Here is a 12807-nt window from a genome sequence, read left to right as displayed (position 1 = left end):
CGCTTTTCCATAACTTTCTGCTTACGCTGTCAATATACCTGCTTTTTAGTTATTGAAAAAGTGCCTTGTTCAATTATCTTATTCGTTAACATTGAAGTTAGTTCTATATAAATTAATATTATCCTCGTTTGATAAATCTTGTTGTTAAAAATTATATCATTGAATTTAGAAAACGCAATTAATTTATTGCATAATTCCTCTCTTAATTTAACTGAGTTATGAATTTTATTGTTTACTAATACTTTTATACTTTTTTGTTTTAGAGATCTATTCAGGAAAATAGAACTAAAATCAGAAATTGTAACTATGTTGTTGGTTTTCTCAATTGTAACAATCGGCACTTTTATTGCCATAAAATCTGAAATTCTTTCCTTAGGGAAGTATTCAGTTGCAAAAACATTACCAATTCGATTTCTATATTGATCAAAACCATCTGTTGGAGAAAGTAAAAATTCAATTGAACTGGAAAATAATAATAAAAGTAAAATTGACCCGTAAATAATTAAATTTTTTATCGGAGTTTTCTTATATTCTTTAGACTTCACTTTGATATTTAAGATATAATCAATTAGATTAAATCTTCCTAAGCTAAATAAAAAGCAAAAAATAAAAACTACTAAGAAAACTATTTCTAATCTGAAGGAAAACATGTTTTGAATCGACAGAGTAGTTAGGAGTTCAAGTGATGAAAAAATAAATTTACTAAAATTGGGAGTTCTCAACGTTAAGCTAAGAAATACCAAATATTTGACGAATAACTTCAGTCTTATATCACTATTAAAATAATGTACATTCAGTAAATTTCCTCCAAATGTATTTTTAAATGAAATGATTGGTAACAAAACCGATAAAATGAAAGTGCAAATGTAAACATAAAGGTAGTTGTTAGAGTTCTGGTCAAAGCCAGAAACTTTTCCAAAGATTAATAATACTATTATGAAGAAAAGTAAATCAATCAGAGATGCCAGAAATCTTTTTAATATTAGCTTCATTTAATTTGATACCAACTGAATATGTCAATAAGAAAATTATCAATAAAACAAGAAATATTTCTATGTAAAATTCTGTTATATAGGCTTTGAATCCAGTAGAAATAACCTCTCTTTGAAGTTTTCCTTCTCCTCCACTATATTTTACATGAATATTTTCACCCCAATTAAAATCTGTAAAATCGCCCCACAAGTATATTTCTATATTGGAATTTGAGGGAATTTCGATCTCTGGCTTAATATATACTATTCCACTTTTATCTTGAAAATCAATTTTTTCTAAAAATTTATCCTTCTCTTCTTCCAATAAGAAATTAGAACTAATTCCATATGAGGTAAGCAACTTAGTATTCGGAATTCTAACTTCTAAACCCGAAATATATTTGTTTGATTTGTTGATTAATTTAACAATCCAATGATCCTTTGTTTTTAACAAGTAGTTAGATATTGAAACAGATAACAGTTTTGTTTCATCAGTAGGGCAATTTTCTAATACATATCTATTTAATTCAAGAAATTCTTGGTTGATACTAACAGGATAGTCAATTTTTTCTTTCTTTAAAATTACCTGTAAATCTGATGGTTTGATTATCAGTGCATAAGCTCCAATAAACACCCCTCCAATACCTACAATCATCGTTAACAAGGTATAATAGGGCTTTATCGCTTCATTTATTTGATCTATTTTCATTGTCGATGACTATTAATTATTAATATTTCATTTCTGAAAATATCTATTCTTTTTGATTCCAATTGTCCTGAACGTCCCTGCTAAACGGGGTAGCCATCTTTTACTGGCTATGATCGATTTAGCCATTGTGTGTTACTTGAATGGTGAATATAGGAAAAAAAAATTGACCGTTCCAACTGATGAAAGGCCCTTCCGTGCGGCGGGGGTAACACTGACTAAGTAACGGCAGGCTGTTCCGAAGCCAAGGAAGTAGCAATCTGCTTTGCTGTTAGGCATCGAGTGAAGGCAGTCAGAGTGCGGTGTCTATCCTGACGAACAGACACCATATACTAAGGCCAAGATGTCGAATTAGATAGCACATCGTCCCCCGGAAGCCCCAAGCTTCCGAAAGGCGAGAAGTGCCGAACTGGTAGATATGGCTGGAATAGGCATACGGATATTCAACTTACCGAAGGAGATCTCTGGACATCGGGATCATCTAAGAGAAGTCAGCCAAGCTCATATTAGCTGGAGGAACGAGCAGGGATTGTCGAAACCAGAACACTGATGGTTGCCAGTGTGGTTGAAAGGTGTCTGCAACAAGCGGTAGGGCAAGCGCTTATGACCGAGTACAAACTTACTTTCGAGCAAAACACCTACGGCTACTTTCCTGGAAAGAACATCCACAAGGCGGTAACACTTCCTGAAAAATAGGGTCGACATTATTAAAGAAAATTTCCCACTAGACATTTTAGCGAAGTAGCCAGGCAGCGGGTAGCATGGCTATCAGGACATAGTAGACATCGTCCTCAAAGGATTCTTTGACGAAGTTGACCATGTGATTTTACTACAGTTAATCTACCAACGGGTAAAATGCTCGACTACCTTAGGGCTTATCCCTGCCTGTATTCTAAGGCGACAGCCATGTGGAAACGGCAGGGGTAGAAAAGAGGCCCCTAAGGGTTCCCCGCTCAGCCCCCTATTGATGAACATCCTGGGGGATGTGCTGGACAAGGAATTGGACTGGAGAACTCTGAGATACGTCTTATACTGACGATTTCAATTTCTACAGCAAGCCGAAAAAGAAGGCCAGAAAGGTGGGTAACGAGATTTACCTCTTAAATATTATAGATAAACTCAGATTTGCCCGTCAACAGGGAGACGCCCGATTACAGGAGTACGAAGGGAGCTAACGCAGTGCTGGCATCCGAAAACCTTCCACTTTTAAACTCAGAATCCAATTCTGATTACTGAGATCACTTTGTCCCACCTAAGAAGAAAGGAATATGATTCGATGCTTTCCTATTACCTCAAAACCCAACCTGCAATCCAGTGAACCGCTGGATACGAAACTACCTCCAGTGGTGTGAGGCGAGGCCGTCTACACGATTAGCCTAAGTTTTCTCTTTTCCGTAATCCAAAATGTATCGAGCATTATCCAAATACAACTTCATTTGAGTCTTCTCAATATCCTCGTAGAAATCATCAGTGGACGAAGGATTTCTCATTGTTTTTAAATCATGACGTAATAAAGTAAAATACTGTGAAATTATATTGCTACGCAACAGTGTCTTAAGCTGTAGTACTTCATAAGTATCAATTTTGGAATTTGCTGCAATTGTTTCAAAATTTTGAAGAACAGAAACTACACGTATCATTAAGCCTTTTATTTTTGAAGAATTTAATTCAAGTACTTCCAGACACTTACCATCTGATTCTTCTTTTTCATATTTCTCTAGCAAATCTACAAGCTCAAAAATATTTCCACTCTCAAATGTTGTTTTTTCAATAATTGAGTTTAGATATTCCATTTGTTTAAATAGAATATTTGTCAACCTATTTGTTTTAAATTCGAATCTGGTTTCTGCTAATTCTTCTTGCTGTAATTTTAACCCTTTTTGTTGGTTAAGTATCGAAACTATTATGCCAAACAAGGCAAGGCCAGAAAACAAGGAATTTATTGAACCAAACATATCCCCAAATATTCCCCTGTTACTTGGTTCTAATAACACCCAAATAATAACACCAGAAAGAGCCCAAAAAAAAACTACTATGATTATTCCAATTATAACTGATTTAGTATTAATATTCATTGATTTGTAGTTTTACTATTCAAATTACCGTAATACCACCTAGCGTCCTTATATTTAGGCTAACGTACGAATAAACTGCACTGTATTTGCCTTCCAACGGCCACTAAAACTAACTACTGTTTTTTTAAAATAAAAATAAATAAGGCTGTGCAGGAAGAAAAATTCGGGTATCGGTTAGCCTTTTAGGAACAAGATCTAACTTACCTAACCGATTATAAACGACTAAACACGCCGTCAACCACCAGATAAATGCTACACCGGTCAAAATCTGGCGAGGTTTGTTGTTCACTTCTTCAATTAGCTCATACCGCGCAGAAAAAGTGACTATTGATCGTGATAATGGCCCCTCCCTGGCAGGTTAATGTTAGTTTTTCATTCGATAAATGCATCTTAGGGAGGTTCCATTAATAAGCGATGGTCAGAAAACCGCATGCAAGCCTATCGCCTTAAACCTCAGCTACTCCGGTCCCATCCGCAACGTTGACTTCATAGGTTTCCAATTGCAAGCCGAATTTCTCCAGATAGGCCCCTGTAATGGAGGCAATAAATTCCGTTGTAGCAGATTTCTTTAGGAGATTTAGGGTACAGCCGCCGAATCCGCCACCCATCATCCTTGCACCTAAAACATAGGACAGGTCTCGGGTATAGTCCACTAAAAAATCAAGCTCCGGACAACTGACTTCATAAGCTTCAGAAAGTCCCATATGAGAGCCGTAGAGCAAATGCCCAACCGCTACCAGGTCATCAGCAGCAAGGGCATTGCAGGTATCTATCAAGCGTTCGTTCTCCAGGATCACATAAGCGCAACGCTGGTAAACCAGGGGAGACATTTCCCCTTTTGCCTTTTCCAGCATTTGAGGAGTAACATCTCTGAGGCTTTTCACTTCCGGAAACTGCTGCTTTACCTGGTCCACACCCTGCTGACATTCTTCCCTCCTTTCATTGTAGGCCGACTCTGCCAGGGAATGCGAGACCATGGAATTACAAAGCAAAAGTTGGTATTCGCCAAGCTCAAGGGGGAAATACGCATGATCCAACGACCTGCAATCCAATCGTATGGCCTGGTCTTTTTTACCCATCATGGAGGCAAACATATCCATGATGCCGCATTTTACCCCGGCGTATTCATGTTCGGCCTGTTGGGAAAACTTCAACAATGCCATAGGTGACAATTTCAAATCAAAAAGCTCATTTAGACCAAAACCTACCCCATTTTCCAACGCTGCGGAAGAAGATAAGCCCGCCCCTATGGGAATGTCCCCACCAAATACACAATCAAAACCTTGCAGCTCATGCCCCGCGTTCACCAACTGGGCGGCCACTCCCATGACAAAATTGATCCAGCCCTTCCTTGGTTTCATGTCCTCCAGCAAAAAGCTTTCCTCCTCCCCGAAGTCGATTGAATACACCCTGCATTTTCGGCTGTTATTTTTAGCAAATCCCAGGTAGATGTATTTGTCAATGGCTGCCGGAAGTACATAGCCTTCATTGTAATCGGTATGTTCTCCGATCAGGTTGATCCTGCCTGGAGAGCGCAGCAGCACGGGTTCTTTTTTGTATTTATTCTTAAAAAGAGTTTTGATCTCACCTGCAATTGACATGAAAAAGGGGTTTAATGAATGAATTATTCTTCCTGAAAAATGGTGAAGAGAACAGTTTCCCCTACGACCTCCAGGCTTTTCCGATCGATCAGGTCCATATTGTCCTGATGCGTGTGGTGGTAATGACCAAATCCGTACTCGGGACTGAATTCGATGATATTGATCATGGGAATATTGGCGTCCTGATTGACAAACAGGTGATCATCCGTGATGGCCTCGGTACGGCGCATGGGAAAAAACTCCCCATATCCCAACCTATGGGCATAATTCCAGACCTTGTCTACCAGGTTTTTTGCATATTGCATGGAATAACCCTCCTTGTAAAACCGGGCATTTTTACCTCCTACCATATCCAGCAAAATACCATAATAAGCGGAATAACCGGGAGAATGAGGGTTTTTGGACCAGTGCTGAGAACCCAGACACCACCAAACCTGGCTATTGTCCCTGAAATTTCGGTGTTCCGGCTCTCCATCATCTTCCCCATCAAAGAAAATGATATCAATCCCCACATCGGGTCTCAGGGTATCGGCATGCAGCACCCTGGCAATTTCCAATAAAACGCCCACTCCACTTCCGCCATCATTGGCCCCATCAATGGGTTCATCCAGGCGCTCTGTATCCTTGTCCGCAATTCTCCTGGTGTCCCAGTGCGCAGCCAGCAGAATTCTTTTGCCGGCCTCCGGCTGAAAGCTTCCAATAATATTCCTCAATTGCAGTTCCCTGCCATCATAGGCCCTGGCCGTAAACTCCTGTTCGCTTACTGAAAACCCATAGGTTTTTAATTTTTCGGTTAACCAATCGCCGGTTTCCCTATGAGCGGCTGTGTTGGGAACCCTGGGGCCAAAATCCACCTGTCTTTGCACAAAAGCATAGGCAGAATCGGCATTGAAGGCAGGTACGGGTTTAAGGGATAATTCTTCTTCTGCTTTTTCTTCCCGGACGCTTTGCTCTCCGCAGGACCAATAAATGAGCCCAAAAATCAAAATGACCAATCTACTCTTCATAAGCCCAATCTACTTTGTCTTTCATGTCCTTGATGATCAAACCCGCAGATTTTAACGCCTTGCGGATCTCGTCTACCTTATGGTATTCCCGGGCAGTTTTCGCCTTCCCATACAGTTCCAGTATCACCTTGAGCAACTCTTCCTGATGATCACTTTTCTCTTCCACCAGACCCAGTATATCTGTGACAAAGGAACCGAAAGTACGAATCAACTCATCAAATACCTTCTCACCCAACTGGGCAGGATGCAGCTGACCGGTATACATGCTATTGATTTTTTTAAGCAGGTTAAACAAATGACCAATGGCCTGTGCGGTATTGAAATCATCGTCCATGGATGCAAAAGCATCCGCAATGCTTTTTTCTACCTGCTTGATCTGATTGTCATCCAGGGAAATAGCAGGATCATCCTGATAGGTCAGTAATTTCCCAATGCGATGACCATTAATCAGCTTCTTATACCCTTTTTGTGCGGCCTGCAAAGCTTGATTGGAAAAATCCAGGGTGGACCGATAGTGGGCCGTCAGGATAAAATACCGCACCGTCATGGGGCTGTAGGCTTGTTCCAGTTTATCATGTTCGCCGGTAAACAGCTGCTGCAGGGTGATGAAATTACCCAGAGACTTGCCCATTTTTTGCCCATTGATGGTTATCATGTTATTGTGCATCCAGTATTTGGCGGGATCCGCATGATGGCAGGCATTGCCCTGGGCTATTTCACACTCATGATGGGGAAACATCAAGTCCATCCCTCCCCCATGTATATCAAATTGGTGGCCCAGGTATTTGGCACTCATTGCGGTACATTCCAGGTGCCAGCCCGGAAATCCCACACTCCAGGGAGAATCCCATTTCATCAGGTGTTCCGGAGCGGCTTTTTTCCAAAGGGCGAAATCCAGGGGATTTCTTTTTTCCGATTGCCCATCCAGCTCCCGGCTTCCGCTCATCAATTCCTCTACCACCCTGCCTGATAAGCGACCATATTTTTTGGTTTCATTGTATTTCAACACATCAAAATAAACGCTTCCATTTACCACATATGCCAGACCTTCCTCCAGAATTTTATCCACTAATTTAATCTGTTCCGGAATATGACCAGTGGCCCGGGGCTCGATGCTGGGTCTGATGGTATTCAGCAGGTTCATGTCCTGGTGATAGGAGGCAGCATATTGCTGGGCCACCTCCATGGGTTCCAACTGCTCCAGTTTGGCCTTTTTGGCAATTTTGTCTTCCCCATCGTCCGCATCCGCTTCCAAATGACCTACATCGGTAATATTGCGGACATACCTGACCTTGTATCCCAGAAAAGAAAGGTAGCGGTATACGCCGTCAAAGGTAACGGCAGCCCTGGCATGTCCCAGATGTGCATCGCCATATACTGTAGGTCCGCACACATACATGCCCACATGAGGTGGACTTAGAGGCTCAAAAAATTCCTTTTTTCTTGATAGGGTATTGTATATTTTCAACTTTTTTGAATGCATGGGGCAAATTTATCAAACTTTCAATACTTTTTTTAGGAAAATAATTTTATTACATTTGTGCTTGAATTAAGTAATGAAACAAGAGGGGACAGGCAGTCCCCTCTTTCATTATGAATCAATTTGGGAACAAAGCTTGGAGCAAGTAAGCAAAAAGATATGAATTTGAGGCAAACGATAGCGGAAATAGTGGAGAAACACCTCCCTGATAGCAGCCATTTTGTGGTGGATATCCAAATCGTAGAGAAAGGCCCTAAAAAATTCCTTAAAATTTTGATTGACGCAGACCATGGCATTAATATTGACACTTGTGCCCTGGTAAGCAGGGCCGTAGGGGAAGAAATCGAAGCTAAGGAGCTAATGGATACGGCTTATGTCATTGAGGTATCCTCTCCCGGGGTGGATTTCCCTTTGAGCTCCAGGAGGCAATACCAAAAGAATATTGGTAGAAACCTGCAAGTGGTCCTGACCAACGATCAAATCCTTGAGGGGAAATTAACAGAGGTGGATCAAAGGGGCATTCAGTTATTGGCAATAAATAAAGAAAAAGGAAAAAAGGGGGTTGAGGAAAGCCTTAATTTTACTTTTGACCAAATTAAGAAATCTATAGTATTAGTCTCTTTCAAATAAAAACAATGGATGCTAAAGTTCTGATTGAATCATTTGCAGAGTTTGCAAGATCAAAAAATGTGGACAGACCAACAATGATCCGCATACTTGAAGATGTATTTAGGGCAATGATTCGGAAAAAGTACGAAACAGATGAAAACTTTGATGTCATCATCAATGCGGACAAGGGTGATTTGGAAATTGTAAGGATCAGGGAAATTGTGGATGACAATTCCGAGGACATCTGGGATTATGATAAAATCAGTTTGTCAGAGGCAAAGAAAATTGAGCCTGATTTTGAAATTGGAGAAGAAACCTACGAAAAAATCGAATTGGAAGATTTTGGAAGGAGAGCAGTGATGATGGCCAGACAAACCCTGATCCAGAGGATCAAGGATTTGGAGAAAGACTTGCTTTTCCAGCAATATGAAGAATTAGTCGGAGAAATCATCAATGCTGAAGTGTATCAGATATTGGGCAGAGAAGTGCTGCTAATGGATGGAGAAGGGAATGAGTTGATCATGCCAAAGTCTGAGCAGATTCCCAAGGACCGTTTCCGGAAAGGTGATGCTGTGCGGGCCATAGTACACAAAGTGGAAATGATCAATGGCAATCCAAGGATCGTTTTGTCCAGAACCTCACCTATATTTTTGGAGAGGTTGTTTGAAAACGAGGTTCCTGAGGTATATGATGGTTTGATCACCATAAAAAAGATAGTAAGAGAGCCCGGTGAAAGGGCCAAGGTAGCTGTAGAGTCTTACGATGACCGCATCGACCCTGTGGGTGCCTGTGTAGGCATGAAGGGAAGCAGGATCCATGCTGTGGTAAGGGAACTGCAGAATGAGAATATTGACGTTATCAATTATACGGAAAACCTGGATTTATATGTTTCAAGGGCGTTGAGCCCGGCAAAGGTTTCTTCCCTGCAAGTCAATGAAGAAGAGAAAAGGATTTCGGTTTATCTTAAACCTGATCAGGTTTCTCTGGCCATAGGCAAAGGGGGCTTCAATATCAGGTTGGCCAGCCGCCTGGTGGGGTATGAAATTGACGTTTTCAGGGAACTGTCAGGTTATGAAGACGAGGAAGATGTGGATTTGTCAGAATTTTCTGATGAAATTGAGGCTTGGGTCATCGAGGAATTCAAAAAAACAGGGCTGGATACGGCAAAAAGCGTGTTGGCACTGACCAAAGAAGACCTGTTGAGAAGAACTGAATTGGAAGAAGAAACGATTGATGATGTATTTAAAATATTAAAACAGGAATTTGAATAGCAAATAGCGATAGATAATTCGTTATCCCCTTTATATTTGCATTATATTAAAATACAGGAATAGGTATTAGTATGTCAGAAGAAAAAATGATGCGATTAGGCCAGGTAGCCAGAAAGCTCAATGTAGGGGTAGCAACCATCGTTGAGTCCATGGCGAAGAAGGGCTTTGAGGTAGAAAGCAACCCGAACTCAAAAATAAGTTTGGAGCATTTCAATATGCTTGCCAAAGAGTTCCGGTCTTCTGCCCAGGAGAAAGAAGAGGCCTCCCATCTGTCCATTGGTAAAAGACACAACGAGAATTTTACCATTCGCGCTGAATCTGAGTCTGAACCGGAAAAGGAAATCAAAAAACCTGAACCTGAAAAACCAGCTCCAGCGGCCAAAGAGGAGAAAAAGCCAGCCGAAAAAGATACTGACAAAATACCTACTGATGCACCTAAACTACAAGGAATAAAAGTTGTAGGGAAAATTGATTTGGAGGGTAAAAGCCCCAAACCAGGCGAAGGGGAGAAAAAAAGTGCTGAAGAACCAAAACCTCAGCAACCTGAGACAAAAGCCCCGGAAAAGAAAGTTTCTGAGCCCGAGAAACCTGAAAAAGAGGTAATAGAAGAAAAACCCAAGGCCGGGGAAAAAGCAGCCAAAGCGCCTGAAAAAGAGGAAGAGCCCGTTAAGGAATCTACTAAGCCCGAGCCATCCGAAAGTAAGGTGGAAGAAAAATCTGCAGCTGAAAAGAAACCAGAAGCAGAGAAACCGGCGGAAGAGAAACCTGCAGCAGAAGAAAAGCCAGCAGCAGCCCAAAAACCAGCCGAAGAGCCGCAAAAACCCGCTGAAAAATCAGAAGACCGTGTTATTTCAGCCAGAGCCGATTCCCTGAAGGGATTGACTGTTTTAGGAAAAATAGAGTTGCCTAAAGACAAGTCCAAAAAGAAAACCAAGCCGGTGGCATCTTCGGATGAGCGCAATAAAGAAAAGAAAAAGCGTCCGAGAAAACGCATAGATAACCGACCTGCAAGAGGAGCTGAAGGGGCCAAGCCCGGAGCACCTGGTGCAGCCGGAAAAGGCCCTGCCCAGGGTGCCAGAAAAGGCAACAACAGAGGGGCAGCAGGCCGTCCGGGAGGAAGACCCGGAAATGCCAGGTTCCAGAAAGAAGAACCTACCCAAAAAGAAATACAGGATCAAATCAAACAAACCCTTGCCCGACTACAAGGTGGGGGTAAATCCGGAGGTAAAGGTAAAAACCGCAGGGATAAACGTTCAGAAAGATCCAAGGAGGTAAGCGATACCCCGGAGGAAAGCAAAGTTTTAAAGGTAACAGAATTTATTTCTGCCAATGACCTGGCTTCCCTGATGGATGTTTCCGTCAATGAGGTGATATCCGTGTGCATGGGTTTGGGTATGTTCGTCTCCATCAACCAGCGTTTGGATGCCGAGGCCATTACCATTATTGCAGATGAGTTCAACTATGACGTTGAATTTACCAAATCCGATGAGGAAGAGGCCGAGATAAAGGTAGAAGAAGACCCAGAGCAATTGGTGGAAAGAGCCCCTATCGTCACCATCATGGGACATGTGGATCATGGTAAAACTTCTCTTCTGGATTATATAAGGCGATCCAAGGTTACCCATGGCGAAGCTGGGGGGATAACCCAACATATCGGCGCCTATGATGTGGAAACAACAGATGGCCATAAAATCGCCTTCCTGGATACACCAGGACACGAAGCATTTACAGCCATGCGGGCCAGGGGTGCCAAAATCACCGACGTAGCCATCATCGTGATCGCTGCCGATGATAACGTGATGCCGCAAACCAAAGAAGCCATCAACCACGCACAGGTAGCCGGTGTCCCAATGATTTTTGCGATCAATAAAATAGATCGACCCAATGCAAACGCGGATAAAATCAGGGAGGAATTGGCCAATATGAACTTACTGGTGGAAGATTGGGGCGGAAAATACCAGTCTCAGGAAATTTCGGCAAAGACAGGAGCGGGTATAGATGACTTGTTGGAGAAAGTACTGTTGGAATCCGAAATCCTTGAACTCAAAGCCAATCCTAAGAAAAATGCGGTAGGCACAGTGGTGGAAGCTTCTCTGGATAAAGGAAGGGGTTATGTGACCACCATTATGGTACAGGGGGGAACCTTAAAGGTAGGCGACACCATCCTTGCAGGCCAGCATTATGGTCGGGTAAAGGCCATGTTTGACCATTTGGGACAAAAGGTCGAAGCAGCAGGACCTTCTACTCCGGTACAGGTACTGGGATTAAGCGGTGCTCCCCAGGCTGGAGACGTGTTTAAAGTTTACGATTCCGAGCGTGAAGCGAGAGAAATCGCCAATTCACGGGAACAAATCCAAAGAGAGCAGAGCCTCAGAACCAAGAAACACATTACCCTGGATGAAATTGGCCGAAGGCTTGCCATAGGTAGCTTTAAGGAGCTCAACATCATCATCAAAGGTGATGTGGACGGATCGGTGGAAGCCCTGTCAGATTCCTTGTTAAAGCTTTCCAAAGAAGAGGTGAAGGTGAGTATTATCCATCAGGGCGTGGGTCAGATTTCGGAATCAGACGTATTGCTGGCTTCCGCTTCGGATGCCATCATCCTCGGATTCCAGGTAAGACCATCCGCCAATGCCAAGCGATTGGCCGAACAGGAAGAAATCGAGATCAGACACTATTCCATCATTTATGATGCCATTAACCAGATCAAGGATGCCATTGAAGGTATGTTGGAACCTGAGTTTGAAGAAGTTATTACCGGTAATATTGAAGTAAGAGAGGTCTTCAAGATCTCCAAGGTAGGAACAGTGGCCGGTGCTTATGTTACCGATGGATACCTTCACCGAAAAAACAAAATCAGGGTCATCAGAGATGGTATCGTAATTCATGAGGGTGAAATCAGTGCCCTTAAACGATTCAAAGATGATGTGGCTGAGGTGAAATACGGGTATGAATGCGGCGTTTCTATCAAAGGCTTCAATGACCTGCAAGTGGGTGACACTTTTGAAGGTTATAAAATGGAAGAAATCAAGCGTAAAAAATAAAGCATCCCAAACGCCAAATGAGGCATTACAGGAATTGCCGGAG

The 12807-nt window shown here is 42.1% G+C and carries 10 protein-coding genes; 4 read left to right on the top strand and 6 right to left on the bottom strand.

The window, feature by feature from the left end:
• Window positions 1–29 precede the first annotated feature (29 nt).
• Together G9Q97_RS24400 and G9Q97_RS24395 are read right to left on the bottom strand one after the other, a co-directional pair.
• Complete coding sequence (locus G9Q97_RS24400; RefSeq protein WP_166151854.1) at window positions 30–650, bottom strand: hypothetical protein; 621 nt, start codon at window positions 648–650, stop codon at window positions 30–32.
• A gap of 301 nt (window positions 651–951) precedes the next feature.
• Window positions 952–1680 carry a hypothetical protein gene (locus G9Q97_RS24395; RefSeq protein ID WP_166151853.1) on the bottom strand — a complete coding sequence of 243 codons (729 nt, stop codon included), beginning with the start codon at window positions 1678–1680 and terminating at the stop codon, window positions 952–954.
• A gap of 817 nt (window positions 1681–2497) precedes the next feature.
• On the opposite strand from G9Q97_RS24395, the gene G9Q97_RS25435 reads away from it, so the two are divergent.
• The gene (locus G9Q97_RS25435; RefSeq protein WP_394353004.1) at window positions 2498–2713 is read left to right on the top strand and encodes a hypothetical protein; all 216 of its coding nucleotides are present in this window, start codon (window positions 2498–2500) and stop codon (window positions 2711–2713) included.
• Window positions 2714–3053: 340 nt separating this feature from the next.
• Here G9Q97_RS25435 and G9Q97_RS24385 read toward each other — a convergent pair whose 3' ends face one another.
• The 4 genes from G9Q97_RS24385 to cysS form a co-directional block, all read right to left on the bottom strand.
• The gene (locus tag G9Q97_RS24385) at window positions 3054–3752 is read right to left on the bottom strand and encodes a hypothetical protein (protein ID WP_166151851.1); all 699 of its coding nucleotides are present in this window, start codon (window positions 3750–3752) and stop codon (window positions 3054–3056) included.
• A gap of 446 nt (window positions 3753–4198) precedes the next feature.
• Window positions 4199–5353, bottom strand: a complete 1155-nt coding sequence (galK, locus tag G9Q97_RS24380; RefSeq protein ID WP_166151849.1) for a galactokinase — start codon at window positions 5351–5353, stop codon at window positions 4199–4201.
• 23 nt (window positions 5354–5376) lie between these two features.
• Complete coding sequence (locus G9Q97_RS24375) at window positions 5377–6360, bottom strand: M28 family peptidase (protein ID WP_166151847.1); 984 nt, start codon at window positions 6358–6360, stop codon at window positions 5377–5379.
• On the bottom strand, window positions 6350–7843 hold the full coding sequence (gene cysS, locus G9Q97_RS24370; protein WP_166151845.1) for a cysteine--tRNA ligase: 1494 nt from the start codon (window positions 7841–7843) through the stop codon (window positions 6350–6352). The genes G9Q97_RS24375 and cysS overlap by 11 nt, the downstream gene beginning before the upstream one ends.
• Before the next feature lie 156 nt (window positions 7844–7999).
• On the opposite strand from cysS, the gene G9Q97_RS24365 reads away from it, so the two are divergent.
• The 3 genes from G9Q97_RS24365 (at window position 8000) to infB (ending at window position 12764) form a co-directional block, all read left to right on the top strand.
• On the top strand, window positions 8000–8470 hold the full coding sequence (locus tag G9Q97_RS24365; protein WP_166151843.1) for a ribosome maturation factor RimP: 471 nt from the start codon (window positions 8000–8002) through the stop codon (window positions 8468–8470).
• Between the two features lie 5 nt (window positions 8471–8475).
• Complete coding sequence (gene nusA / locus G9Q97_RS24360) at window positions 8476–9720, top strand: transcription termination factor NusA (protein ID WP_166151841.1); 1245 nt, start codon at window positions 8476–8478, stop codon at window positions 9718–9720.
• 71 nt (window positions 9721–9791) lie between these two features.
• Complete coding sequence (gene infB, locus G9Q97_RS24355; protein ID WP_166151839.1) at window positions 9792–12764, top strand: translation initiation factor IF-2; 2973 nt, start codon at window positions 9792–9794, stop codon at window positions 12762–12764.
• The last annotated feature ends 43 nt before the right edge of the window (window positions 12765–12807 follow it).

This window comes from Cyclobacterium plantarum, from assembly GCF_011290685.1.
GTDB lineage: Bacteria > Bacteroidota > Bacteroidia > Cytophagales > Cyclobacteriaceae > Cyclobacterium > Cyclobacterium plantarum.
The sequence above is the reverse complement of the archived record's forward strand: the minus strand, read 5'-3'. Positions and strand labels throughout refer to the sequence as shown.

Bases quoted from the DNA above. Each gene is read 5' to 3' on its own strand.
- cysS (WP_166151845.1), bottom strand. From the start codon at position 7,843: ATGCATTCAAAAAAGTTGAAAATATACAATACCCTATCAAGAAAAAAG.
- G9Q97_RS24400 (WP_166151854.1), bottom strand. From the start codon at position 650: ATGTTTTCCTTCAGATTAGAAATAGTTTTCTTAGTAGTTTTTATTTTT.
- nusA (WP_166151841.1), top strand. From the start codon at position 8,476: ATGGATGCTAAAGTTCTGATTGAATCATTTGCAGAGTTTGCAAGATCA.
- galK (WP_166151849.1), bottom strand. From the start codon at position 5,353: ATGTCAATTGCAGGTGAGATCAAAACTCTTTTTAAGAATAAATACAAA.
- G9Q97_RS24365 (WP_166151843.1), top strand. From the start codon at position 8,000: ATGAATTTGAGGCAAACGATAGCGGAAATAGTGGAGAAACACCTCCCT.
- infB (WP_166151839.1), top strand. From the start codon at position 9,792: ATGTCAGAAGAAAAAATGATGCGATTAGGCCAGGTAGCCAGAAAGCTC.
- G9Q97_RS24385 (WP_166151851.1), bottom strand. From the start codon at position 3,752: ATGAATATTAATACTAAATCAGTTATAATTGGAATAATCATAGTAGTT.
- G9Q97_RS24375 (WP_166151847.1), bottom strand. From the start codon at position 6,360: ATGAAGAGTAGATTGGTCATTTTGATTTTTGGGCTCATTTATTGGTCC.
- G9Q97_RS24395 (WP_166151853.1), bottom strand. From the start codon at position 1,680: ATGAAAATAGATCAAATAAATGAAGCGATAAAGCCCTATTATACCTTG.